The organism is Proteiniborus sp. MB09-C3 (assembly GCF_030263895.1).
In the GTDB taxonomy this organism is placed as follows: domain Bacteria; phylum Bacillota; class Clostridia; order Tissierellales; family Proteiniboraceae; genus Proteiniborus.
Genome location: NZ_CP127161.1, coordinates 3,558,053 through 3,582,323, shown reverse-complemented (window position 1 = coordinate 3,582,323; position 24,271 = coordinate 3,558,053). Strand labels below are relative to the sequence as shown.

The 24,271-nt window shown below is 34.9% G+C and carries 25 protein-coding genes and 7 tRNA genes; 28 read left to right on the top strand and 4 right to left on the bottom strand.

Annotated elements, in window-relative coordinates; all coding sequences use genetic code 11:
• Positions 1-41: 41 nt before the first annotated feature.
• Entirely contained in the window at positions 42-197 is a 156-nt protein-coding gene (locus QO263_RS17620) for a hydroxymyristoyl-ACP dehydratase (RefSeq protein WP_285624306.1), read from the bottom strand.
• A gap of 134 nt (positions 198-331) precedes the next feature.
• Between QO263_RS17620 and QO263_RS17615 the strand changes: the two genes are divergently transcribed.
• The 14 genes from QO263_RS17615 to QO263_RS17550 all read left to right on the top strand — a co-directional run bounded on the left by QO263_RS17615 (position 332) and on the right by QO263_RS17550 (position 8,947).
• Complete coding sequence (locus tag QO263_RS17615) at positions 332-940, top strand: hypothetical protein (RefSeq protein ID WP_285624303.1); 609 nt, start codon at positions 332-334, stop codon at positions 938-940.
• Between the two features lie 3 nt (positions 941-943).
• Positions 944-1,927, top strand: coding sequence for an AIR synthase family protein (locus tag QO263_RS17610; protein WP_285624300.1), 984 nt, complete (start codon positions 944-946; stop codon positions 1,925-1,927).
• A gap of 203 nt (positions 1,928-2,130) precedes the next feature.
• A complete protein-coding gene (locus QO263_RS17605) occupies positions 2,131-4,185 on the top strand; it encodes an N-acetylmuramoyl-L-alanine amidase (RefSeq protein ID WP_285624298.1) in 2,055 nt (684 codons plus the stop codon).
• 145 nt (positions 4,186-4,330) lie between these two features.
• A complete protein-coding gene (locus tag QO263_RS17600; protein ID WP_285624295.1) occupies positions 4,331-4,852 on the top strand; it encodes a DUF2179 domain-containing protein in 522 nt (173 codons plus the stop codon).
• A gap of 78 nt (positions 4,853-4,930) precedes the next feature.
• Entirely contained in the window at positions 4,931-5,947 is a 1,017-nt protein-coding gene (locus QO263_RS17595) for a GerMN domain-containing protein (RefSeq protein WP_285624292.1), read from the top strand.
• 320 nt (positions 5,948-6,267) lie between these two features.
• A complete protein-coding gene (gene rph, locus QO263_RS17590; RefSeq protein ID WP_285624290.1) occupies positions 6,268-7,047 on the top strand; it encodes a ribonuclease PH in 780 nt (259 codons plus the stop codon).
• Positions 7,040-7,675: an XTP/dITP diphosphatase gene (locus QO263_RS17585; protein WP_285624288.1), complete on the top strand. Its 636-nt coding sequence runs from the start codon at positions 7,040-7,042 to the stop codon at positions 7,673-7,675. Before rph ends, QO263_RS17585 begins: the two co-directional genes overlap by 8 nt.
• Positions 7,653-8,129 (top strand): metallophosphoesterase, encoded by a 477-nt coding sequence (locus QO263_RS17580; protein WP_285624286.1) that lies wholly within the window; start codon positions 7,653-7,655, stop codon positions 8,127-8,129. The genes QO263_RS17585 and QO263_RS17580 overlap by 23 nt, the downstream gene beginning before the upstream one ends.
• 129 nt (positions 8,130-8,258) lie before the next feature.
• Positions 8,259-8,332 (top strand) — tRNA-Gly (locus QO263_RS17575).
• Between the two features lie 91 nt (positions 8,333-8,423).
• Positions 8,424-8,500: transfer RNA gene (locus QO263_RS17570), tRNA-Arg, on the top strand.
• Between the two features lie 17 nt (positions 8,501-8,517).
• Positions 8,518-8,594: transfer RNA gene (locus QO263_RS17565), tRNA-His, on the top strand.
• Between the two features lie 65 nt (positions 8,595-8,659).
• Positions 8,660-8,735: transfer RNA gene (locus tag QO263_RS17560), tRNA-Lys, on the top strand.
• Between the two features lie 50 nt (positions 8,736-8,785).
• Positions 8,786-8,869, top strand: a tRNA-Leu gene (locus QO263_RS17555).
• 3 nt (positions 8,870-8,872) lie between these two features.
• Positions 8,873-8,947 (top strand) — tRNA-Gly (locus QO263_RS17550).
• 60 nt (positions 8,948-9,007) lie between these two features.
• On the opposite strand, the gene QO263_RS17545 is transcribed toward QO263_RS17550, so the two are convergent.
• Together QO263_RS17545 and QO263_RS17540 are read right to left on the bottom strand one after the other, a co-directional pair.
• Positions 9,008-10,492, bottom strand: a complete 1,485-nt coding sequence (locus QO263_RS17545; protein ID WP_285624284.1) for a phytoene desaturase family protein — start codon at positions 10,490-10,492, stop codon at positions 9,008-9,010.
• 5 nt (positions 10,493-10,497) lie between these two features.
• The gene (locus QO263_RS17540) at positions 10,498-11,070 is read right to left on the bottom strand and encodes a TetR/AcrR family transcriptional regulator (RefSeq protein ID WP_285624281.1); all 573 of its coding nucleotides are present in this window, start codon (positions 11,068-11,070) and stop codon (positions 10,498-10,500) included.
• A gap of 417 nt (positions 11,071-11,487) precedes the next feature.
• On the opposite strand from QO263_RS17540, the gene QO263_RS17535 reads away from it, so the two are divergent.
• The 8 genes from QO263_RS17535 to QO263_RS17500 all read left to right on the top strand — a co-directional run bounded on the left by QO263_RS17535 (position 11,488) and on the right by QO263_RS17500 (position 18,197).
• On the top strand, positions 11,488-12,186 hold the full coding sequence (locus QO263_RS17535; protein WP_285624279.1) for a response regulator transcription factor: 699 nt from the start codon (positions 11,488-11,490) through the stop codon (positions 12,184-12,186).
• A gap of 3 nt (positions 12,187-12,189) precedes the next feature.
• Positions 12,190-13,113 (top strand): sensor histidine kinase, encoded by a 924-nt coding sequence (locus tag QO263_RS17530; protein ID WP_285624278.1) that lies wholly within the window; start codon positions 12,190-12,192, stop codon positions 13,111-13,113.
• 101 nt (positions 13,114-13,214) lie between these two features.
• Positions 13,215-13,997: an ABC transporter permease gene (locus QO263_RS17525; protein WP_285624276.1), complete on the top strand. Its 783-nt coding sequence runs from the start codon at positions 13,215-13,217 to the stop codon at positions 13,995-13,997.
• An 18-nt stretch (positions 13,998-14,015) separates the two neighbouring features.
• Positions 14,016-14,939, top strand: coding sequence for an ABC transporter ATP-binding protein (locus QO263_RS17520; protein ID WP_285624274.1), 924 nt, complete (start codon positions 14,016-14,018; stop codon positions 14,937-14,939).
• The gene (locus QO263_RS17515) at positions 14,932-15,663 is read left to right on the top strand and encodes an ABC transporter permease (RefSeq protein ID WP_285624272.1); all 732 of its coding nucleotides are present in this window, start codon (positions 14,932-14,934) and stop codon (positions 15,661-15,663) included. Before QO263_RS17520 ends, QO263_RS17515 begins: the two co-directional genes overlap by 8 nt.
• A gap of 9 nt (positions 15,664-15,672) precedes the next feature.
• Positions 15,673-16,407 carry an ABC transporter permease gene (locus tag QO263_RS17510; protein WP_285624270.1) on the top strand — a complete coding sequence of 245 codons (735 nt, stop codon included), beginning with the start codon at positions 15,673-15,675 and terminating at the stop codon, positions 16,405-16,407.
• Positions 16,408-16,807: 400 nt separating this feature from the next.
• Positions 16,808-17,353 (top strand): TetR/AcrR family transcriptional regulator C-terminal domain-containing protein, encoded by a 546-nt coding sequence (locus QO263_RS17505; protein ID WP_285624268.1) that lies wholly within the window; start codon positions 16,808-16,810, stop codon positions 17,351-17,353.
• A gap of 139 nt (positions 17,354-17,492) precedes the next feature.
• A complete protein-coding gene (locus tag QO263_RS17500) occupies positions 17,493-18,197 on the top strand; it encodes a class I SAM-dependent methyltransferase (protein ID WP_285624261.1) in 705 nt (234 codons plus the stop codon).
• A gap of 130 nt (positions 18,198-18,327) precedes the next feature.
• Here the strand turns inward: QO263_RS17500 and QO263_RS17495 are convergent, their stop codons facing one another.
• Entirely contained in the window at positions 18,328-19,371 is a 1,044-nt protein-coding gene (locus QO263_RS17495) for a hypothetical protein (RefSeq protein ID WP_285624259.1), read from the bottom strand.
• Positions 19,372-19,598: 227 nt separating this feature from the next.
• Between QO263_RS17495 and QO263_RS17490 the strand changes: the two genes are divergently transcribed.
• The 6 genes from QO263_RS17490 (at position 19,599) to QO263_RS17465 (ending at position 24,209) form a co-directional block, all read left to right on the top strand.
• Entirely contained in the window at positions 19,599-20,939 is a 1,341-nt protein-coding gene (locus QO263_RS17490) for a radical SAM/SPASM domain-containing protein (RefSeq protein WP_285624256.1), read from the top strand.
• A 109-nt stretch (positions 20,940-21,048) separates the two neighbouring features.
• Positions 21,049-21,708 carry a TVP38/TMEM64 family protein gene (locus QO263_RS17485; protein ID WP_285624252.1) on the top strand — a complete coding sequence of 220 codons (660 nt, stop codon included), beginning with the start codon at positions 21,049-21,051 and terminating at the stop codon, positions 21,706-21,708.
• Between the two features lie 137 nt (positions 21,709-21,845).
• Positions 21,846-21,922, top strand: a tRNA-Arg gene (locus tag QO263_RS17480).
• A 139-nt stretch (positions 21,923-22,061) separates the two neighbouring features.
• Entirely contained in the window at positions 22,062-22,685 is a 624-nt protein-coding gene (locus QO263_RS17475) for a DUF6518 family protein (RefSeq protein ID WP_285624250.1), read from the top strand.
• Positions 22,686-22,770: 85 nt separating this feature from the next.
• Positions 22,771-23,742 carry a MerR family transcriptional regulator gene (locus tag QO263_RS17470; protein ID WP_285624245.1) on the top strand — a complete coding sequence of 324 codons (972 nt, stop codon included), beginning with the start codon at positions 22,771-22,773 and terminating at the stop codon, positions 23,740-23,742.
• A 272-nt stretch (positions 23,743-24,014) separates the two neighbouring features.
• A complete protein-coding gene (locus QO263_RS17465) occupies positions 24,015-24,209 on the top strand; it encodes an asparagine synthase (RefSeq protein WP_502928676.1) in 195 nt (64 codons plus the stop codon).
• Positions 24,210-24,271: the final 62 nt, after the last annotated feature.

Here is a 24,271-nt window from a genome sequence, read left to right as displayed (position 1 = left end):
GTTTTATCATGGGAAAAGCATAATAATATATAAAAACTCTTTTATTTCAAATTATCATCAATATTTTTCTGTGATTCATGTTTATTTTTAAAATAAGGGCAACCAGAAGATATGTTTCCTGATGAAATTATTATTCGATTTAATGTGCATATTCCCTCATTTTCATAAAGACATTTCTCTGAACAGTTTATAGTCATTATAAACACCTCCTTTTCAAGAATAACTTGTTAAATAGAAATTTAATATATTTTGCCCAGATGACTTAAGTATTATATTTACTGATTTAGTTTTGAACTATAATGTGTTATTCTATAGTAATGAGAGACTTATTTTGAAGGAAGGTGATCATATTACATTTTTTTCTGATTACAATGATACAGAAGTTGTTTATCATGTGGCTTGCATTACTGACATAGACAATATATTAAGGAATGGAATCAAATACAATGATAAATCAACCTATGATACCATGTATTTTGACTTTCATAAATATATTAGTTCACTTAAACCTGATAATATTCCAGATTGGGTTAAGAGAGAAAAAGCTATATTTGCCAGCTTAAATTATAATAGTGATCATTCCTGGCATTCTCATACGGTTATCATGTCATTTAAAATAGATAAGGACAGGTGCTGGGTTGCAAATGAAAATTTAGCAAATAGAATATATGAGCCATTTATATTAAAGAATATCAAATCCTTTGAAATAGCAAACAAATACTTAGATAAAGAAGGCAAAAAAGTCATAGAGGATTACTGGAATACATCCTTAAGCTTTAATGAAAATCTAGTAGCAAGACGTGATAAAGAAAAGGGATATGATGCAGAGGTTATGATATTTCACGACATAGAGCCTGATGATATAACTATACTTAGAATAATTTCAGATCATAAAATAATGACAGTCAAAGAGTGCTTGGAGCTTTACAAGGGGGAGTAAAAGATGAAGATAGGAAAATTACCTAATGAGGTATTAGAAAAAATCGTATTTTCTAATATAAGCTACAAAAGAAATGAAGTATTGACCAGAGCAGGCATAGGAAAAGACTGTGCTGTATTAGACTTTGGTGAGAATGTATGCGTGGTGTCTACTGATCCTATTACAGGAGCTGCCAAAGATATAGGAAAGCTAGCTGTGCATATTTCATGCAATGATGTAGCATCCAATGGAGCAGAGCCAGTAGGATTACTCATGACCATATTAGTTCCTCCTAGCAGTACGGAGGAAGATATAAAAAGAATAATGGAGGATGCAAATAAAGCAGCTTCAGAGATAAATGTTGAGATTATCGGAGGACATACAGAGATAACAGAAGCAGTGAATAAAATAGTGGTTTCAACAACAGTTCTAGGAATGCAGCCAAAGAAAAACATGTTGAATCCTGAAAAGGCTAGAGTAGGGGATAAAATATTAATTACTAAAACTGCTGGTATAGAGGGAACGGCTATAATAGCTAATGAGCTTGAAGAAAAACTAAAGGCCTTAATTCCTCAAAACCTTATAGAAGAAGGGAAGTCTTTAATAGAGGATATCAGTGTTGTGACTGAAGGCAAAATTTGCGGACAAATTGGGGTTCCCTATATGCATGATATAACTGAAGGTGGAGTATTTGGAGCCGTCTGGGAAACGGGAGTAGCAACAAAAAAAGGAGTAAGAATAAACATGAAAGTCATACCATTAAAGAAATCTACAAGGGAAATATGCAGTGTATTAGATATCAATCCCTTTAAACTAATATCCAGTGGGAGTTTAATAGTGGTTTCACCTGCTGAAAAGGTAGACATAATTCAAAAAGAGCTTCGCCAAAATGGCATAGAATCAGCAGTAATAGGGGAGATAACAGAAAAAGATATTTTAGTTGAAATTGACGGAGAGTTAAAAGAAATCGAGTCACCGGATAGTGATGAGTTATATAAGGTGATTTAATATTGTGCAATTATTTATTTGCTCATATTTTTTTCTTCCTATATTAAAAGAATATTACAAAATCCCAAATCGATTGACATAATATTTTATGAAGTGATATATATATACTATACACAGCTGTGAAAAATGTAGATGTATGTAGAACTGACTTTAAAGGAGGTATACATAATCACAAAATATTATGGAGATTTAGGAGGTAGGATATGAAGAAAATAGTTGCAGTTTTTATGGTGCTTGTTATGTTGATGGGAATTGGAGCTGGTGCAGTAGCTGGGTCGCAAAATTCCACAAAGATCAGTATCAATGGGAAACAGATCAGCGTTACGATTGCTAATGTGATGTTTGATGGGAAGCCTATTGAAACTGATATACCTCCAATCATTCTTAAAGATAGAACACTAGTGCCAATAAGATCTATCGGAAATCATCTCAATGCTGAGGTGGATTGGAATCAACAAACAAAAGAGGCCACAGTCAAAACAATAAATCAAGAAATTATTTTAACATTAAACAGTTCTATAGTTTCGGTAAATGGTGTGAAAAAAGAAATACCATATGGAGTTCCAGCTATTTTAGTAAATGATTCAAGAATTATGGTTCCTTTAAGGTTTGTATCAGAAATTCTAGGATATACAGTTGATTGGGACCAGAAAACTCGGACAGGCACTATAACTAGTCCAATATCTGAAATTACAGGGATTTCAGTAGAGAATACTACAGAAGCCAAACCAAAGATTAATATCATTTCCACAGGTAAAATAGAATATAGCGAAGAATACTCTACAGAGCCAGACAGGCTAATTATAGATGTACATAATAGTAAACTAAATATTAGTGATAAGTCCATGCTTGATTCAAATGGAGCTATTAATATGGATGTAAATAAGTCGCCAATTAAGAGTATAAGAATGGCTGAGTTTTCTAGCTATCCTGAGACAGTTAGAATAGTAATAGATTTAGATGAACATATTGGATACAGTATTAGCTCTTCTAATGATAGCAAGCTTACTACAATATCCTTTTTAAATAATGTCCGGGATATTAGTTCAGAAAAGGTAGACGGTAGAGAAGCTATAGTTATAAAGAACTCAGAAGAATTTAAATATAATATGTTTACATTATCTAATCCTAGCAGAGTAGTCATTGATATATTAGATTCAAAATTGTGGACAGACAGCCTACAGCTAGATGTGAATTCAAATTTCATTAAGAGAATTCGCTCATCACAATATGTTCCAGACCCTACAAGTGCCGACCAGGATAATGTGGTAAGAGTAGTATTGGATATAAATGAAAATAAGACAACTCCTAATATTATGATAGATGTTAAGAAAACTACAATGACGATTTTTGTTGATGATGAAGCCTTTAGGAATATATCTTATTCAAATAAATATGAAGACGGCGGTCTGATAAAGATATCTGCAGAGGAGAAAACAAATTACTCTGTTAATTATGACGAGAATAACAGACGGATGGAAATTAAGGTAAATAAAAATGATATAAACTTAGAAAAAGGCATAATGGAAGTAAATGATGAGAATATTACCAATATTGCAGTAGATGAGGATGAAAAACATAAGATTATCACCTTTAGCTTTAAAGAAAAGATTGAATATGAAATACTTTCAGATTCAGTAGATGATACAATACAAATATCCTTTAATAAGATGGAAGAAAACAATGGATCGAAGCTTATTATAATTGATGCAGGACATGGAGGAAAAGATCCAGGAGCCATAGCACCTAACACTAAGGTAAAGGAAAAAGATTTGAATTTAAAGGTTGCACTTAAGCTTGATAAAAAGCTTAAAGAGCTTGGATTTAGAACCATACTTACAAGAAGTACAGATGAATTTATAGATCTATATGAAAGGGCAGGCATTGCTAATAGAAATAATGCAGATGCATTCATTAGCATTCACTTTAACTCAAATACAAAAAGTGACATAGCAGGAGTACAGACCCTATACTGTCCTGCATTTGACAGCAAGGTAAAAGAAGGAGATCAGTACCCATTTGCAAAGGCTATACAGGATTCATTGCTATCAGGACTTAACAACAAAGATAAGGGAATAATAAAAAGGCCTGATTTAGTTGTAATAAGAGAGACAAAGATGGTAGCAGCACTTGCAGAGCTTGGATTCGTTACTAATCCTGCAGAAGAAAAGCTAATCATTACAGATGAATACCACGAAAAAGCAGCGCAAGCACTAGCAAATGGAATAGTGAATTATTTTAATAGTACAGAAAAATAGATGCAATTACTATCACCCTAATTGTAGTAGAGAATCTTAGGTTTAAGATTTTTCTATAATACGTAGGGTGATTTTTTTATTTAATTATTGATAATTATTTTAAATAGGGTATTATATATAAAAGAGATGAGTGAGGAGGTAATGTATGGAGGCTGTATTTGGATATCTTTTTATCTTTGGGGCTAGAATAATGGACGTTTCTATGTCAACTATAAGAATGCTGATGGTGGTACAGGGCAGGAGAAAGCACGCTGCAATAATAGGTTTTTTTGAAGTCATTATATATATTGTAGCTCTAGGTAAGGTTGTAAATGGGTTAAGTAACCCTGGAAACCTACTTGCATATGCTTTTGGCTTTGCTAGTGGCAATTACATAGGAAGTTATATTGAGGAAAAAATTGCTCTGGGTAATTTAACTGCTCAGGTCATATTAAATGATAACGACGATAAGATTGTTCATGAATTAAGGGACAATGGTTTTGGAGTCACTGTAATAGAAGGGCAAGGGAAGGAAGGGCCTAAAAACTTATTGACTATCATGCTAAAGAGAAAAGATCTAAATAAGCTTAACGGTCTATTAGCTAACCTAGACAAGGAAGCTTTTATTACAGTAAGTACAACAAAACTTATTAGTGGAGGGTATTTCTCAAAAATTAAAAGAAAATAGAAATAAACAAAATATTCATAGTATTCCCTTAGGGCTAATATACTTTATTAAGTAGTTTTAGCAAAGGGAGGGTAATGAATGTATATCAAAAAGTTGTTTATACTTGCTATAGTATTAGTCTTAGCACTTGGTCTATTTGGTTGTAAGGCAATAGACACGATGAAGGATTTAATAACTAACGATGAGCCAGAGATACAAATAATAAGAAGCGATGATGATGCAAATATTATGGATGATGCAAGCTTAAGAAATACAGTTCTTTATTATCAGAACGAAAATGGGTATCTTGTGCCTGTAAAAAGAAAAGTCCCTTGGGAAGAAGGCATAGCTAAAGCAGCACTTAAAAACATGACAGATACTCCAACTATAAGAGAGGATATTGGAAGCATAGGACTAAAGCCTTTGATTCCAGCAGGGACGGAGATAATTGGAATGTCAATTAACCAAGATACAGGTTTGTGTAAGGTTGACTTCAACAGTCAAATCATGAACAGTCAATCAAAAAAAGATGAAGAAAACATGATAAAGGGCGTTGTGTATACATTAACTGAGTTCTCAAATATTAAAGAAGTACAGTTTATGGTAGATGGAAAGATAGTACCAGAACTCAAATACGGTACAAAGGTGCAGAAACCATTAGTAAGAGCAGATATAAATGTAGTGGAAGGTTCAAGTGATGGGACTTCGAAGGTTACAGTTTATTATAAAGGAATAGGCAATGGAGAATATGAATACTATGTTCCTGTAACTGTACCTACATCTGCTCCAACTACAAATATTTTAACATCTCTTGAAACATTATTTAAAGGAGCACCTGAACTGTCTGGACTTTATTCAGACATTCCAGATGGAATAGAGTTTCAAGGTGTAGAGGTTTATAATAGAGTTGCTTATGTAGATATTATTTCACATGATTTCGAAATAATATCAGATCAAGCAGTATTCAATAAAATGACTAAAAATATCGGGTTAACCTTAAAGGAATTCCCAGAAATAGAATATGTGGAAATATTATTTGATGGGAAGACTATAGAAGAAGCAGGACTAGAACTAGATGCTCAGGAAACTGTACCAGTATTTGCCAATGAATATTAAAAGACTACCACTCAGCTGGTAGTTTTTTTATTAAAATAAAAAGAAATCCATATAAAATATAAGTTCACGGTTTCGAACATGATAGAATTGTAGAAATACCTGATTTTATTGTAGGTTTTCTACTTAACATTGGTTGAGCGATATATATTTTTATTTGTATTTGCTAAGGATTAAAGTTTTTATTTGTAAGTTTGTTTAATATTTTATCTAAGTTTTTAGTTGTAAGGAATAATTTTATAGATAAAACTCAAAATCTCTGTTATTATATTCAGTAGTAGGAAACAATATTATGTGTAAAATTGATTGAAAGGTGAATACAGATGAGTAGAATAGATGGAAGAAATAATGATGAGTTAAGGAAGGTTAAGATAACTAGAAACTACATAAAGCATCCTCAAGGCTCAGTCTTGATTGAAATGGGAGAGACAAAAGTTATCTGTACTGCAATGATAGATGATAGAGTACCGCCTTTTTTAAAAGGTGCAGGTACAGGTTGGATAACAGCAGAATATTCTATGCTACCTGGTTCTACTGTTACTAGAAAAATCAGAGAATCCAGTAGGGGTAAAGTAGAAGGTAGAAGTCAAGAAATCCAAAGGCTAATAGGCAGAGCATTAAGATCTGTTGTCATATTAGAAGATATTGGAGAAAGGACAATTTGGATGGATTGTGATGTAATACAAGCTGATGGAGGTACTAGGACAGCTTCTATAACAGGTGCATTTGTTGCATTAACAGATGCATTACATGGACTATATAAGGAAGGGAGTATATCATACCTTCCATTAAGGGGATTTTTGTCAGCAGTAAGTGTTGGAATTGTCAATGAGGAGGCAATATTGGATTTATGCTATGTAGAGGATTCCAATGCAAAGGTAGATATGAATGTTATCATGACTGGTAATGGAGACTTTGTAGAGATTCAAGGTACTGGAGAAGAATCACCATTTTCTTTGAAGGATTTAAATGAATTAATAGCATTAGCGCAAAAAGGAAACAAAGAGCTAATAAGACTCCAAAAAGAGTCTCTTGGGGAAGAGATAAGCAGCCTTGTAGGCCTAATCAAACCAGTAAGTAAAGGAGAAGCAAAAGATGAGTAGAAAGACACTTATTGTTTCAAGTGATAACAGTCATAAAATAATGGAAATAAGAGATATACTGAAGGATTTACCTATTACTGTACTATCAAAAACAGAAGCAGGATATGGTGATATTGAAGTAATAGAAGATGGCGATACACTAGAGGAGAATGCTACAAAAAAAGCAGTAGAAATAGCTCAAAAAGCAAATGCAATAGTTATAGCTGATGACACAGGCCTTTTTGTGGATAAGCTTAATGGAGAGCCTGGTGTCTATTCTGCTAGATATAGTGGTGAAAATGCCACATATAGCAGTAATAATAAAAAACTATTAACAAAATTAGAAGGTGTGCCACTAGAAGAAAGAACAGCAATGTTTAAAACTATAATTGCAATAGTTTTAGAGGATAAAAATATAAAGCTGACTTCAGGAGAATGCAGTGGTAAAATAGGCTTTGAACCAAGGGGAGAAAAGGGGTTTGGCTACGACCCTTTATTTATAGTCGATGGATATGGGAAGACTTTTGCTGAGCTAGGTGAAGAAATAAAAAATACTATAAGCCACAGAGCTAATGCATTGAGAAACTTAAAAGAAGAGCTTAAAAAGTTTTTAGAGGACGAAGGAAATGAAAATAGCAGTAATAAGTGATACTCATGGACATGTACAGGATTCAATAAACGCGTTGAATAAAATAGATGGTATTGATTTGATTATACATCTTGGAGACTACTCAAAGGATGTAAAGGATATAAAAGAAGCTTTTGATACCACAATCATTAATGTAAAGGGAAATTGTGATCATTACGATTTTGATACCCCAGATGACAATATTATCGAAATAAAAGGTAAAAAAATATTTATGTCTCATGGAGATCTATATAGAGTAAAGCATGGATTGAATGATATATACTATAAAGCTAAGGAACTAAATGCAGATGTGGCTTTGTTTGGACATAGTCATACTTCAACTCTAATAGAACATGACGGAATTCTTTTTCTAAACCCAGGAAGCCCTACTTTACCTAGAGCAGGTACATCAAAGAGTATAGGAATGCTATATGTAGACGATAACAATGTCAGAGGAGAAATAGTGACCATTTAGTTATAAGGCAGGTATAGAAACTTTTTGGGAATACATTCTATAAAAAAATGTCGAAAAAGTATTGACGAATATGACTAAGGGTGGTATAATTTATTATTGTCAGCTGAAAAGTTATTTTGTACGCCCAGTGCGGGTGTTGCTTAGTGGTAGAGCACCGGCTTCCCAAGCCGGTTGTGAGGGTTCGATTCCCTTCACCCGCTCCAAACTTAATGTGGGTTTTTGATAGGATTGCTTGATAGGGCCTACTTCAATACAAGCTTTTGGTTGAAGTGTTCAATGGGACTAATCTTGTTTGTACCCATAGCTCAGTAGGATAGAGCAACGGCCTTCTAAGCCGTGTGTCCGGGGTTCGAATCCCTGTGGGTACGCCATAAATGTAAATATTATGGTGGATATAGCTCAGTTGGTTAGAGCGCCAGATTGTGGCTCTGGAGGTCGTGGGTTCGAATCCCGTTATCCACCCCATAAAATTCTATTAGTAGAATGAGTTAATGTAATGATATGGTCAATCCGAGAAATATATCTATTTAGACCTATTAGCTCAGTCGGTAGAGCACCTGACTTTTAATCAGGGTGTCCCGCGTTCGAATCGCGGATGGGTCACCAATATTAAGTTGAAATTATGATAGTAGTGTCCGAAAGGACTATAAAAATATGCGGGAGTGGCGGAACTGGCAGACGCGCTAGACTTAGGATCTAGTGTCATTGACGTGGGGGTTCAAGTCCTCTCTCCCGCACCAAATGCGGAAGTGGCTCAGTGGTAGAGCATCGCCTTGCCAAGGCGAGGGTCGCGAGTTCGAATCTCGTCTTCCGCTCCAGATAAAAACCATGTGTCAATTTAATCTTGACACATGGTTTTTATCTGGAGCGGAGCCGTCCTAAGCATTCCCCTGAAATACCATATTGGTATCTCTGCATAAATATTGTACTGCTTTTCGTCCCGTTTCAAGGGCAATAGGAAGTCCACCGGGAATTATAAGTCGGTGGCCCGCAAAATAAAGATTGGATATACTTTCAGGTTTTGAAGGATAGGACTGCATTTTTACACCTTTACCCATAATCGACATCCATGAACCTTTATAAGAATTCAGATAGCGTTCATAAGTCAAAGGAGTAGCGATATCACACACTTCTACCCTACCAGCAATCTGAGGATATTTTTTAGCTAAAACATCAATGAAGTTTTCTGCAAGCTTTTGTTTTTCTGATTCATATGTACCATTTATCTTCTGCTCTTTCCACCACTCATAACTATCTCCTGCAAGTATAGAAGTAATGGCAGTACATCCCTTTGGAGCATAGCCTTCGTAAGTCGCATAGTTATTTATACTGATTTCCTTGATTTCTTCTCCAGCACAGATTACCGGAGTATCACTTGTAAAGACTATACTCTCATGAACATCCGACAAGTCCTCTTTGATGCCTAAACAAATAAAAGTATTTAGCATAGGTTTGATTTCAGAACGCATTTTATCCGCCCATGGTTCTCTAAGTGGACTGTCAAATAGAGTATCAATCGCAGCCAGTGTATCTTGTGCGATGATAACCGCATCTGCAGAAATTTCTGCTCCGTTAAAAATAATACTCTTAACACTACCGTTTTTAATTATAATCCTTTCAACTTTACTATTATATTTTATTATACCACCTAAAGCTTCAAACCGTTTTGCCATCCTGCCAGCCATAGCAAGTGAGCCACCTGAAGGATATCCTCCGTCACCCTTTGCAAGAGTTGACAATGTAAACAACATGCTTGTGGCATTGTTATCACCGCCGACAATATTTCTGAACAATTTTTGTAGAAAAGGATTTTTGTACCGCATTGCATATTCTTTTACCGTTTGATTTGAGTAGAAAGACATTCTAAAAAATGCAGGAATCATAGAAATCAGTTTTGATATCGGTATAGTGGACTTTTCTTTAACCTTTATGTTCTTAATATCGGTAATCGGCATATCTACCTTCATAAATTTTCTTAAATCCCTGCAAAGGCGGATTATTTCCTTTTCATCTTCCGGTGACAACTTAATCAAATGAGACTGCAGCTTATCAATATCCCGATACAAGAAAGCTGTCTTTCCATTATCCTCAAAGGCGAAAAATGGATCTCGAGTATAAATGGTAGTATTATCATCCAATGCCCCGACTTCACGCCAAAGCTTATGGAAGGCGGTTTTCGGAGAAGAGCCTGTCAGCCAATGCATGCCACCTTCAAAAAGATATCCTTTTCTTTTCCAGCTTGTAGATGCACCACCTGGAATGGAATGGGCCTCATAAATCGTCACATCAAAACCACTTTGGCAGGCATATACGCCTGCTGTTAGCCCAGCAATACCACCACCGATAATAATAACCTTTTTCATCAACCTTACCTCCTTATTATATCAATAATCCAATCACTATTAGGACATGGTGAATTTGGATTAAGTGCAATTTCCTCCGCAATACCCCTTACAGCAGACCAAAAAGCAATTGAAAGGGCATAAGGGTCACCGCTACGGATAGTACCTCCTTTCTGACCTTTCAAAATTAGCTCAGAAGTCGGCTTGTAAATATTAAAGCTGGCAAGCATCTCTTTGACACAGTCAGGAGTTGCTTCATTATAAAAGGCTCGGCTCATTAGTATAAACATCTTTGCAGTGAATGGTTCGGCTTTGATATAGTGAAAAATTTGCCTTGTAATATCTTCAAAAAAGGCAAGGGGTTCCTTTTCTGTATGAGCCATAATACTCATAGGTCCTGAAATACCAAGGCTTATCAATTCTTCATATAGTTTTTCCTTTGAAGCGAAATAATGAAACAATAATCCAACACTCATTCCAACTTGATCTGCAATATCACTTACTTTTGTAGCATAATATCCTTTACGTATGAACAAATCCATTCCTGCATTCAGTATCTCGTTTCTCCGCTTTTCTTTTTGTTCTTCACGAATATTCACTATTGAACCTCCATTCATTGAATCTATATTCAATATTATATAACTATTATTGCTATTTGTAAACATTTTTTAAAAGAGCCTATTGGATATACATATTTTTTAACAAGAAGACTTGATTCAGTCAATGCTGAGGGAAATCTTATTTACCTCCTGCCTGATCTTTTTGACCAATAGACAACTAGAATGAACGAGTTTATCAGATTGCTTTTATTTACTTTTGTGTATATACTAAAAATTATACATACCGTGAAGGAATAAATATGCTTCATTACATATCCGTCCAGCAGACTTTTGTTAAGTGGGGTATCTCTAAACAAAACAGATGGAGTTGCTCGCTTTGGCCATGCGTAGCCATGCATAAAGATTATTCAAAGCCTGCTGATGCGAGAAGAACAAAGATAGATACAGGAGGAAATTATGGCAAATAGAGTTTTAATCATAGATGATGATATAGAGCTTTGCGCATTGATGAGAAAATGTGTTATGCAAGAGGAATTGGAAGCCGATATTGCCTATACGGGCAAGGCAGGACTATTAAAAATCACAGAACAAAATGACGCATATTGCCTTGTGATTCTGGATGTTATGCTGCCTGGTATGAATGGCTTTCAGGTCTTAGCTGAAATACGAAAAAGCAGTATCGTTCCTATACTCATGCTGACAGCTAAAGGCGATGAAATAGATAAAGTGACAGGCTTGCGTCTTGGGGCAGATGATTACTTGACAAAGCCATTTAGTATCAATGAACTGATGGCACGAATGGAATCCCTCATACGCCGATACACAACATTTAATCAAACTGCGCCCACTGATATTCTTAACTTTAAGAATATGATGATTGACAAGGAAAACCGAACTGTCTGCGTAAACGGAGAATCAGTTGATCTTACTGGAAAGGAATTTGATTTGTTGGTGTTTTTGGCCTCAAATAAAGGACGTGTTTTTACTAAAAAGCAAATCTACACCCAGGTTTGGGAAGGCGAGTATGCTCTTGATGATAACAATATCATGTCTTTTATCAGCAAGCTGCGAAAAAAGATTGAGCCAGATGCGGGACATCCTTTTTATATACTAACCATACATGGTGTTGGCTATCGCTTTAATAAAGAGGCATAGCACATGAATTTGACATTGATTTTCCTTTTCTCTACCTTTCTATGTATTTGTATCATTGTCTATCTTGCGACAAAGCTCTGTCGTGTAAAGGAACAGCTTTCTATTATTAAGGAGGCCTTGGAAGATATAAAAAGTGGAAATCTGAACAGACGCATTCTTGCGAGAAAAAACGATATGACAAAAACAATTTGCTACAATATCAATGAAATTGCCATCGACAATCAGGCACAGCTTATCAAGCTGAAGCAATCTGAGCAAGCCTATAAGCGCCTCATGACTAGTCTTTCCCATGATGTTAAAACACCATTAACTTCCTTAGTCGGCTACTTGGAGGCCATACAGGAAAAGATTGTGACAGGGGAAGAAAAAGAGGAATATATTGGTGTAGCTTTAGATAAGGCACATCACCTAAAGGACTTCGTAGAATCTTTGTTTGAGTGGGTAAAGCTAGATGCCAAAGAGCAGATATTTCAATTTGAAATTTGTGATTTAAATGAGCTGTCCCGAAATATTTTAGCAGACTGGATACCAATGTTGGAGGATAAACAATTTGCTTATGAGATTGAAATTCCTGATGAGGAATGTAGCATACAATTAGACTGCAACGCTTACACGCGTATAATAAATAATCTGCTTCAAAATGCACTTTTGCATAGTGAAGGAGATAGAATTGACATTCAAATTTTAGAAGATGAGAAGCAAGTGAATATCATCGTAGCGGACAATGGGAAAGGTATACCTAAAAAGGATCTGCCCCATATTTTTGAACGGCTGTATCAAGGTGATGAATCTCGCATGGTTAGTGGAAATGGCCTTGGCCTATCCATTGCTCAGGAACTTGTCACAGTACACGGTGGTACGATTTGTGCAGAACGTTCTCCATATGGTGGTACAACATTTATCATAACATTTCCGAAAGCCCTGTAACGATGCAGGGCTTTACTATTTTAAAGCAAGAAATAAGCAAGAAACCAGCAAGGTTTTGGCAAGGTTTTTACGCTATACTTAAAAGTGGAAGGAGGAAAGCTATGTGGACAATTATTCAGACTGAATTATTAAAACTGAAACGTAAGAAAATGATGATAGGTATCTTTATTTTGACAACGCTGCTGGCTGTTTTTGCAATTGAACGTGCCTGCAGTATTTCCAGAGGAAGCAGCTATATGGATAGCTTTGGGGATTTATATACATTGGCTTTTAAAAATCTTAGTATAATTTATCTTCCTATTGTGCTAGGCATGTTCGCTACCTCATTATTCTTTGACGAGCATAAGAATGATACACTAAAAGAATTGCTGATTATACCTGTTTCTAAAGGACAGCTATATTTTTCTAAAATCATAACTGTATTTTTACTGTCCTTGGGGCTGTGTTTGTACACATATGTGTTTACCGTATTAGGTGGATTTATGGCGGGAGGTTTTCCTGACTTTAATATGCAAACAATCTGGCAAGCATTCATTTTATTTGCAGAAGGAGGTATTCTTGTTCCGCTTGCCATGTTGCCTATTGTTTTTTTGGCTGTACTAGGACAAAAAAGCTATCTTTTGCCGATTGGAGCAACTCTTTTGTATCTGCTCCCTATCATTATTCTGCCTGCCCCTCTCATGGGTATTCATCCCTTGGCAAGTGTATTATGTGTTTACAGCTATTCATCCCCAGCTGCGGCAGATATGGTAAACGGAATGGCACGAGTCATAGAGGGAGTATCCTCAACTCCTGGATATGTCCTTGCTTTAATTAATTTAATAATAGTCAGTATTTTATCAAGTGTGCTTTCTGTTATAGTACTTAAAAAGCAAAATCTTTAAGAAAGAGAGGAAATATAAATGGATAATCTTATTATTGAAACTCAGCAGTTGACAAAAGTATATGGGGAACAAACTGCCGTAAATAAAGTCAATCTTCATGTACAAAAAGGACGTATTTATGGGCTGCTTGGCAGGAATGGAGCGGGCAAAACCACCATTATGAAAATGATTTTAGGCCTTACCTCCGTTACCTCCGGCGAAGCCTATGTTTTTGGACAGAACATCAAAGGTAATGAGAAGCGTATTTATCCTCGTATTGGGGCAATCATAGAAACGCCTGGCTTTTATCCTAATTTGACGGGAACGGAAAATCTTGAAATCTTTTCGAAACTGCGCGGAACTTCGAAACCGAATGCGGTAAAAGAATCCCTTGAAGTTGTAGGTTTGCCATATAAGGACAAAAAAGTGTTCAGCAAATATTCTCTTGGAATGAAACAACGTCTTGGAATTGCTAACGCCATTCTGCATGATCCTGAACTTCTTATATTGGATGAACCAACAAATGGACTTGACCCTATCGGTATTGCCGAAGTCAGGAAATTTATACGGGATTTGTGTGTAGAACGAGGAAAAACAGTTTTAATCTCCAGCCATATTCTTTCTGAAATTGCACTGTTGGCTGATGATATCGGTATTATTCATAACGGTATTTTACTGGAAGAAAATAGCTTAGCAGAACTTCAAAAGAAAAACAACAAGTATATTCTGCTACAAGTCTCTGATACGGCAAAGGCTACACTAGTATTAGAGCGGAGGTTCCATATAAAAGAATATTCGGTACAGGACACCCATACGCTGAGGCTTTATGACACGACACTTGATATGGGTGAAATCAACAAGGCACTAATGCTTGAAAATATTTCTGTAACAGGTTCACAGCTTTGCAATGATACTCTAGAGGATTATTTTAAAAAGGTCACAGGAGGAGAAGGCATTGCTTAATCTAATTCAGACAGAATTTCTAAAGCTCCGTCGCAGAAAATTTATTTGGCTGATGTTACTTGCATCCATACTCATGCCGCTTATTGGAATATTCTATTTCAGTGCATCAGGTACGGCAGAAATCTCACCAATGAAATTTTACAAATGGACTGCTTTTTCCTACACACCGTGGATAATCCTTCCTATCGTGTTAGGAATGCTCTGCACAATGCTGATGTATGATGAAAATCAAAATGATATGCTAAAGCAGCTATGGATTATTCCAATTAGCAAAATGAGATACTTTTTCAGTAAATTTGCCATAGTATTTTTCTATTCCATTTGCTTCATGTTGTTTGCTTCTGTGGGTTCCATTCTAGCGGGGGTACTGACCGAAATAATATCATTAACGGCAGACAGCGTGCTATTCTTGTTTATCAAGTGCTTGGAAATTGGAATTTTAGTGCCTTTTGCCATGATACCTGTTCTAGCTGTGGCTGCCTCGCAAAAGGGTTATATTTTGCCGGTATGTGTAACTATCGTCTATACGTTTCTTGGCTTTATTCTGCTCATGATAAATATGTACATTCATCCACTTTCAAGCATGACTGCCATCCTTGTGAGAAATATTCAGGGTGTTGATTTGATAGCTCCTATACATTTAGGTAAAGCCTTTTTGTGTATAGGAATATGGGGGATAGTCTCAACTGTTTGGGCAAATTGTATGCTTAAGAAAAGAAAGTAGGTGAATAAAATGAAAATATTGTTATGGGCAGAAAGATTGAAGCTGAAACGCTCAAAAATACTGTGGATTACTGTTTTTTCCGCTGCCATGGTAGCAATCATCGTATTTATGCAGGGACAGTTTTTATATAATGGCCAACGTTACGTTGACCAAGTCGGATGGTATATGAATGCAACACAATCCTTGGGTAGCTTGTATGTATTTCCTGCAATTATAGCCTTGATGGGAAGCTATATCATTTGCAGGGAGGATCAGGATGATACGATGAAGTCACTTGCCCTAGTGCCTGTTGATCTTTCCAAATTAGTAGGAGCCAAGATGATTGTCATAGCGATTTTCGCGGTCTCAATATATGCTTTTGTGTATATCATTACTTTGGTTGTAGAGGTAGCACTTCATATATCTTTACTTGATTTAGGTACAGTGCTTGACTTTGCTAAAATATATTTCTTAGAAGGCATTGGTTTATTTCTTGCTATATCTCCTATCATAGCCATTGTATACAGATTAAAAAAAGGATACTGGCTTGCTTTGATATTTACAGAAATTTATTCGTTCATGGGGCTTTTCATGGGAATGCAAAGTACATTGCGCTTTGTCTATCCAATTACAGCAGTCTTTTGTGTGTCAGGCTATTATGAATCAACACCTGTCCAATTTGTTATCAGCATGTTAAGCTTGTCGGTCTGTGGTACATTATCATTAATGATTTTACGTGGGTTGAATAAGAAACATAGCATGTAGAAAATATATATTGAAATATGCTTGGTTGAGGTAGATATTCATTGAATGTCTGCCTTTTTTAATTGGCAGGCCAAGTTTTTATCTTTGGATGATAGATTTATGAAATTAATAAAATACAGATATATTTTGTAAATATAAATCTTTAGTGTAATAATGAAAGATTATGTACTATAATGTCTTATTTATAAATATTGTGGAAATTATCATGAAACTAATTGACATGAAATGACAAAAAATATAACATAGACATAAAGAGTATTATATCTAAGTGTAAGTATAGAACCGATTACATATTTATAATATGATAAATTGTAATTCTCAATCAGACTAATCTGATAAGAAAATTTAGTTTAAAATAGAAATAGCATATTAGGCAATGCCCTTGAAAGGTGGAAAAGATATGTCTGATTCATCAATTACAAAGCAAGCATTGGCAACCTCTATGAAGGAATTAATGATGGAGTGTCCACTGTCTAAAATCAATATAGGAGATATTGTAGAACGTTGTAATTTGAGCCGAAAAAGCTTTTATTATCATTTTAAAGATAAGTATGACCTAGTAAATTGGATATACTATACGGAATTTGCATCCAATTTTCAGAATAACTCTGATATCTTTGGCTGGAGTTTACTTGAAAGTATATGTGAGTTTTTTTATGAAAATAAAGCTTTCTATCGCAATGCATTAGAAGTAAGAGGTCAGAACTCATTTTATGATTATTTTGGTGAGCTTTTATCGCCAGTGATTGAGATACATTTTAGAAGTATATTCGGAGACTCTGAGCATAAAGAATTTTATATTACGTTTTATACTAATGCCATTCGAACTTCAATCACTAATTGGCTGTCAGAAGGCGCCAAGATACTTCCTAAAGAATATGTGGAGCTAATAAAGTCTGCAGTTATGGGAGTGGCGATTCAAGTTATGAGAGAAATAGAAGAATAAGGCTTTTTTCTACAAATATCCTATATATTAAAATCTAATATCAATCATTATAGCAAAAATAAAAATAATCTAATCAAATATAACTAAAATATGATAGAATGATTTTATGAAATTTTATATAAAATAGGAGTGGTAACTAATGAAAAAATTAATAAGCAAGCTGAAAGATATTGAAGGTGGTAGAGTATTAGATGTAGCCACAAGAGATGGTGCCTTTATTTTAAAGCTTAAAGAAGGACTTAAAAACTATACGGAGATAATAGGAATAGACAATGATGAAGAAATCATTAATAAGAACAGCGAGAAAAACACTGATCAAAATGTGAAATATCTATTGATGGATGCAGGCAATATGGATTTTGAAGATAATTCTTTTGATATAGTCTGTATGTCAAATACTCTTCATCATTTGCCAGATAAAAACAAAATACTTAATGAAATGAAAAGAGTTTTGAAGCCAGGAGGAAGATTTATAATAAGCGAACTATTCAGTGAGGAGCAGTCACCTGCACAAATGACACATGTAAAACTCCATGAGCTAGGTGGTTTAATAGATACCTTGTTAGGAGATCATCACAGCAAAACTCTTAAAAAACAAGAAACAATAGATTTAATTAAGAATATAGGCATAGAGATAGATGAAATATTTGAAGATTATGAAACAGATAGAGATATACAAAGAAAACTAGTTGATAGAGTTCATAAATTGCCACAAAAAGTAGCTAAGGTTAAAGATTATCCTGAATATGAAGAACTCTTAAAATTAGCTGAAGATGTAAAGAAAAATTTAGACAGCTTTGGTATAGAGAGAAGCACACAGTTAGTTATAATGGGCAGACTATAGATAATTATTAGATAAAAACAGCTTCAAGATATCAATAAAAAAGCCTACTTTTGTCATTCTAAGCGTAGGGAAGGATGTTAAATCCGAGATTCTTACCTATGCTTAGATGGGCAAAGGCTATGGCTTCCTGCTAATAGCCTACCTTAGGTGTAACATGGGGTAAGGTTTCACAAAGTGTTGTGTTACGAATTTCAAAATTAGTTACTATATTTTCTTTTGATGAAACTACTGTACCATCTTGTAGTATTTTGAAAAAACAAGGCTCTGTAGAAATGACCACATCAACATGTTCAATATCTTCATAGAAATCAATTAAAAAAATTGGATATTTCTGATTGGTTTTTCCGTTTCTTACATAGGATATAATTTCTTTTTCTTTTGTTGGGCTGCAATCCTTTGCTTTTATTAGAAATGCAAAGGTACAATGTAGTTCCCTTATTTGTTCTATCCAACTATCGCTCAAAATAATGTCCACATTATTATCATCATAGTTAATATGAATACCAAATAGGCATTTATTTTTTAGTAACAATTCCATTGTTTGTACAAATCCCGGGCATAAATTAAATTCATCCATGGCTATAGAGACAATAACATTTCCATATTCCCTAAGCTTATATATATGCTTTTCTGATAAAGAATCATAACTGGTATAGATTATAAAAGCACAGTCTCGGTTTTGATCGAAAATCTCCAATAATTCATCTATATGAGCTGCTTCATAGCTAGTGAAAAAGAAATAGCTGTATATACCCATTTCTTTACCTTCATTGATAATTTCAATGATTTCTGGTACTGTTAATGGATTCTGAACTTTATTTTGAAAATCAAATACAATTGTCCAAGGTATATTGTAACCATTCTTTTTTTCATATTCTCTAATTTTTTTTGCTCCATTTGTCCAACTATTTAATCCTATATTAATACCAAAATTTTTAATTATATGATGATCTACATTATTGACAATATTAGAAACCAGTTCATAATAGGGACTATTTTCATTAGCAAGCATCTTTTGAGCAATTTCAAAAAAATCTTTTTGAAAACGCCCCTTTGCGAAATAGCTTCCTAAGTCTGTAAGATTGCGGACAGTACGCTTTAAATCTGTTTTAAGACCATATAGTCCTTGATCAACTGCAGATTCTATCATGACTCTTAATACTTGCTGATGCATTTAGAAGTCACTCCATTCATATTATATATTATATACGTATTTTAACTATAGTCTTTTATGTTTTCAGTGTAAAGGAACAGAATTTATAAATGTGTAAAAAGGTAACAATATTCTGAATTGTGTAAAAATGAAACATTTTAGTTTTTTGACCAATGAAACTCATTAGGAATGGTTTTATAATTAATTTATATAGAATAATCTAAAATTTTAGAAGGGGGAGAAATACTATGAGTAAAAAAACAATTGTAGAAAATCTACAGACATTCGGATTAAAGAAAGTGCTGAATTATCTAGATAGTGATCCAGATACCAACATTCCTAAAATATTGGACTGGGTAGAAAAGTTTGATAAGGAAGGCAGAGTAACAGGACAGCTTGAAACATTTCGAGACGTAGTGGAGAATCCAGAAGGAAATTGGTACAAACTAATTAAAAGCTTATGGACAGATGTGGATGATGGTGTGAGAAAGACTATGTTTGAAAACTTCATCATTAATGCTACCATTGTTGGAGGGAATAGGCAGGAAAAGACAAGAAAAGAAAACAATTGCAATGTTCCTTGGGCTATTTTGATGGATCCTACTTCTGCATGCAATCTTCACTGTACTGGCTGTTGGGCCGCCGAATATGGGAATCGCATGAATATGGACCTAGATACTCTTGATGATATAATCAATCAAGGTAAGGAAATGGGTGTGTACATGTATATCTATTCTGGTGGCGAACCATTAGTGCGCAAGAAGGACATAATAAGTCTTTGTGAAAAGCATCATGATTGTGTGTTTCTTTCTTTTACTAATGGGACTTTAATTGATCAAGCATTTGCCGATGAAATGCTTCGTGTTAAGAACTTTGTACCAGCTATTAGTGTAGAGGGCTTTGAAGAAGAGACAGATTCTCGTCGTGGTAAAGATACATACAAGGCCGTAGTGAAAGCAATGGAAATTCTTAAGGCAAATAAGTTGCCTTTTGGGATATCATGCTGCTATACCAGCCAAAATACTGATATTATAGGTAGTGAGGAATATTTTGATGATATGATAGCAAAAGGAGCAAAATTTGCATGGTTCTTTACCTACATGCCTGTTGGCAAAGATGCCGTTCCAGAATTAATGGTAACCCCAGAACAGCGTGAATTTATGTACCATCAAATCAGAGGATTTCGAAATACTAAGGCTTTGTTTACTATGGATTTCTGGAACGATGGAGAATATGTAAATGGTTGCATTGCAGGAGGTCGTAACTACCTTCATATCAATGCTAATGGAGATGTTGAACCTTGTGCTTTTATCCATTACTCAGATACAAATATTAAAGAAAAGACTCTATTAGAAGCACTTAAGTCACCATTGTTTATGCAGTATCATGATAACCAACCGTTTAATAACAACCATTTACGTCCTTGCCCATTGCTAGACAATCCAGGAAGATTAACTAACATGGTAGAAAAATCGAAAGCAAAATCCACAGATATGCAGAATCCAGAGGATGTACATGAACTAAGCAGTAAATGTGAAAATGCAGCTAAAAATTGGGCTCCTGTTGCAGATAGATTATGGCAGAAATAGGTTATTAGAGGCACTCTATTAAAAAATCTACTTAATAGAGTGCTTTTTTTCGATAATTATTATAAAATATAAATGATTGTAAAAATTATAGTAATTTGGGGCGATGAATTTGAGACAATTTAATTCGAAAATACAGAGGATTTTTAGTTTACTGCCTTTTATTTTTATTATTATTGGAATACTCTTATATTTTTCATATGGAAAAAATGTTGATCCAAAGCAAATATTTAACTTAGCACCACAAAATTATTTTGCTGCAGTTATTTATCTACTTGGAATGTATGCTCTAAAATCACTATCTATCGTGTTTCCTATAATGGCACTCTATGCTAGTGCTGGAATAATATTTCCAGTATATATGGCTGTTATTGTTAATATTATTGGAACGGCTGTTTCTTTATCTATTCCCTACTCAATAGGTTATTTCTCTGGAAACAAATTAACAAATCAGATTGTTGATAGGTATCCTAAGCTACGGCAAATCAGTTCTTTTAAACAAAATAATGAATCACTTTTTATTTTCTTAATAAGGATAGTAGGTATATTCCCAATGGATGTTGTCAGCATTTTTATGGGCTCTACTGGAATATCTTATAGAAGGCATTTAATTATTTCTATATTAGCTATGCTTCCCGACTTATTAGCTGTGACGTTTATTGGAGCAACAATATCAAATCCTACATCAAAAGAATTTATATTATCTTGTATTTTAAAAGTAATTATCTCTATTATCTCTATCATAGTTTATAGAAAACACAAAAAGGCATGAGCCTATAATGGTATAGAGAAGAAACAAAATGAACTAGAATATAAGAGGAGGTGTCCTTTGTGTAATTATAAAATTTGACGATTATTTCTTTTTTTGCTATAATCATTTTGTTTGATAAATTTGATAAATTACAACAGGCACCCTTAGCTCAGCTGGATAGAGTCGCAGACTTCGAATCTGTTTGTCGGGGGTTCGAATCCCTCAGGGTGCGCCAAGGTTATCAGGTTAAAATAGATACAGAATTGTATATATTTTTAGCCTGATTATTTATATTATGCTTAAAGGGCATAACTAAATTTTAGGTTTTATGCGACATGTAAATAAACGAGATTATATCCAAAAGGGAGAATTCTATGGACTCAAATAAAAAGGTCATTACCATTCAAATTGTATGCGCCTTATTCGTTGGACTGTTTACAGGGATTCTGACGGTGTTTGGGCAAAAGTACCTGCCAGATTCGCTGAGTTCCTTGGCAAACTCGGGGGCGGTTTGGCTAATACCAGCGTTCTTTATAGCATCAGCTGGAAAGGGGAAATATTTATCGATTCTACTCTGTATAGAAACGCTTGTAGTTTGCATAATTTCATACTATTGGGTAGAATCAGTTGTAAACAGCCATTCCTTTTCATTTGGAGGCTACTACTTTTATATCTGGCTTGCCTGTGCTGTCGTGGCAGGCATCATTTTTGGAGCAGGTGCTTTTTTGCAAAAAAACTCGAAATATTATTGGGCTGCAAGTCTACTGCCCTCTGTTTTTCTTGCTGAAGGCTTAAACGAATTGCTCCACTTATCCGATTACATGCATATGATTCCTGCTGTTATTGGTAGGATTATCATTGGTCTTTCTCTATACTTCTTTATTTATAAGGGTGATTGTTTCCGACGCAAGACGCTGTTTTCCTTTTGTGCGTTATCTGCCTTAGGATTGGCTGGATATGAGATTCTTTTCCTGCTGACATCTGGCAAAACATATTGATATACTTTGCTTTAAAAAAAGCTATTGACTCTGCCGTTGGGGAATAGTTTATACTATATTAAAATCAGCGATAGGGGGTTTTGCTATGAACGAATTAATTAAAATCAGGGAAGTATCAATAAAATACGATATATCCGCGCGCACTCTGCGTTATTACGAAGATATGGGATTAATATCAAGCTCGCGGAGCGATGATTATGCATACAGACTATATGATGATATTGCTATAAAACGCCTTGAGCAAATTCTGATTCTGCGCAAATTGAATATTAGTATCAAAGATATTCAGTGCATATTCAATACATCTGGCTCTGAAGTTGTTTTAGAGGTGCTTGGAAAAAAAGTCGACTCCATTGATGAAGAAGTATCCCTTCTGTATGAACTCAAAGAGATCGTTCTTGAATTTATTCAGCAGATTGAACAAGCCGATTTCGCTAAGGAATCCGATGTCAAGCTATTATATGAAAAAGCGAAAGAAATAGAAACGCAGCTTATCAACGTGGATTACGAGGGAAATCCGTCAAATGTAAACCGCTTGTTAATCGCCGCAGAAAAGGTGGAACGACAGCCGGATATCCTCATTGTCGACATGCCACCTTGCCGTATGGTGACATCGGGGTTGATAACTGAACAGACAGACAGCGGCGATGAAAGCCGCCGATTTGACGCGATGTGGATGCGTCTTGGATCAAGTATAGCCGACAAGATAAATCCACGCGATTTTATGTATTACGATGAAAAAAATCAAAAAAGTGTTTGGCTTTTTATGCTTGAGGACTGGATGACCGAAGCAGATACTGAAGGATTTGAGATTATCACATTTGATGGTGGCTTATTTGCAGCAGCGCTTGCAGATAGTTGGGAATTTAGTGAATATGACCGAGTATATAAGGGTATAGTGGAATGGCTTACACATCAAGAATGCTTAGAACTTGATAAATCTCCCAACCGGCATATGTTATACCATTTTGCCGGACCGCATTCGGAAAAGATGAAAGAATTAAATTATGGCAAGGTTCGCTACTTCGTGCCGATCCAAATAAAAGCAGATAAATAGCAAGAGGAAGAATAAAAATAATAAAATTGTATCAGATTGTTTATAGTATGAAATAGCTGGAAGCATAGTAGTGCAGGTATATTAATAAGACTTTAAGTGGAATTCACTCTGCATCTATTTTGGCCTAATGGAATAATATTTTAAGGAAATATTTATGAGGGAATCTTTATATGACAATAGTTTGACAACAATCATTGAATAACAAGAGTATATATAAAACCTCAAATAGAGATAATAATTTTGAATCTATCTACTATGGGAGGAGGATATGTATGATGCGAGAAGGGTTGATACCCATGCTATTAGGAGTAGCAGTTACTGGAGCAGCCTTGACAGCTAGGGCTTTAGATATTAAGAAAAGAGGAATAGAAAAAGACGAAATAGCTCCTATGATAGCTACAGGTTTAATAGGTTTCGGATTAGCCCATATAGTATTGGGCGGCATAGACTTGATTCAAGAGAGATAGATTTAGCCGGAGGCTGTCGCACTAGTATATAAGCAAATGTTAGCGTGCAGTCTCTTGTTTTT

Excerpts from the sequence above, each read along its gene's own strand:
- QO263_RS17620 (WP_285624306.1), bottom strand. The coding sequence starts at position 197 with ATGACTATAAACTGTTCAGAGAAATGTCTTTATGAAAATGAGGGAATA.
- QO263_RS17610 (WP_285624300.1), top strand. The coding sequence starts at position 944 with ATGAAGATAGGAAAATTACCTAATGAGGTATTAGAAAAAATCGTATTT.
- QO263_RS17605 (WP_285624298.1), top strand. The coding sequence starts at position 2,131 with ATGAAGAAAATAGTTGCAGTTTTTATGGTGCTTGTTATGTTGATGGGA.
- QO263_RS17600 (WP_285624295.1), top strand. The coding sequence starts at position 4,331 with ATGGAGGCTGTATTTGGATATCTTTTTATCTTTGGGGCTAGAATAATG.
- QO263_RS17595 (WP_285624292.1), top strand. The coding sequence starts at position 4,931 with ATGTATATCAAAAAGTTGTTTATACTTGCTATAGTATTAGTCTTAGCA.
- rph (WP_285624290.1), top strand. The coding sequence starts at position 6,268 with ATGAGTAGAATAGATGGAAGAAATAATGATGAGTTAAGGAAGGTTAAG.
- QO263_RS17585 (WP_285624288.1), top strand. The coding sequence starts at position 7,040 with ATGAGTAGAAAGACACTTATTGTTTCAAGTGATAACAGTCATAAAATA.
- QO263_RS17580 (WP_285624286.1), top strand. The coding sequence starts at position 7,653 with ATGAAAATAGCAGTAATAAGTGATACTCATGGACATGTACAGGATTCA.
- QO263_RS17545 (WP_285624284.1), bottom strand. The coding sequence starts at position 10,492 with ATGAAAAAGGTTATTATTATCGGTGGTGGTATTGCTGGGCTAACAGCA.
- QO263_RS17535 (WP_285624279.1), top strand. The coding sequence starts at position 11,488 with ATGGCAAATAGAGTTTTAATCATAGATGATGATATAGAGCTTTGCGCA.
- QO263_RS17530 (WP_285624278.1), top strand. The coding sequence starts at position 12,190 with ATGAATTTGACATTGATTTTCCTTTTCTCTACCTTTCTATGTATTTGT.
- QO263_RS17525 (WP_285624276.1), top strand. The coding sequence starts at position 13,215 with ATGTGGACAATTATTCAGACTGAATTATTAAAACTGAAACGTAAGAAA.
- QO263_RS17520 (WP_285624274.1), top strand. The coding sequence starts at position 14,016 with ATGGATAATCTTATTATTGAAACTCAGCAGTTGACAAAAGTATATGGG.
- QO263_RS17510 (WP_285624270.1), top strand. The coding sequence starts at position 15,673 with ATGAAAATATTGTTATGGGCAGAAAGATTGAAGCTGAAACGCTCAAAA.
- QO263_RS17505 (WP_285624268.1), top strand. The coding sequence starts at position 16,808 with ATGTCTGATTCATCAATTACAAAGCAAGCATTGGCAACCTCTATGAAG.
- QO263_RS17500 (WP_285624261.1), top strand. The coding sequence starts at position 17,493 with ATGAAAAAATTAATAAGCAAGCTGAAAGATATTGAAGGTGGTAGAGTA.
- QO263_RS17495 (WP_285624259.1), bottom strand. The coding sequence starts at position 19,371 with ATGCATCAGCAAGTATTAAGAGTCATGATAGAATCTGCAGTTGATCAA.
- QO263_RS17490 (WP_285624256.1), top strand. The coding sequence starts at position 19,599 with ATGAGTAAAAAAACAATTGTAGAAAATCTACAGACATTCGGATTAAAG.
- QO263_RS17475 (WP_285624250.1), top strand. The coding sequence starts at position 22,062 with ATGGACTCAAATAAAAAGGTCATTACCATTCAAATTGTATGCGCCTTA.
- QO263_RS17470 (WP_285624245.1), top strand. The coding sequence starts at position 22,771 with ATGAACGAATTAATTAAAATCAGGGAAGTATCAATAAAATACGATATA.
- QO263_RS17465 (WP_502928676.1), top strand. The coding sequence starts at position 24,015 with ATGATGCGAGAAGGGTTGATACCCATGCTATTAGGAGTAGCAGTTACT.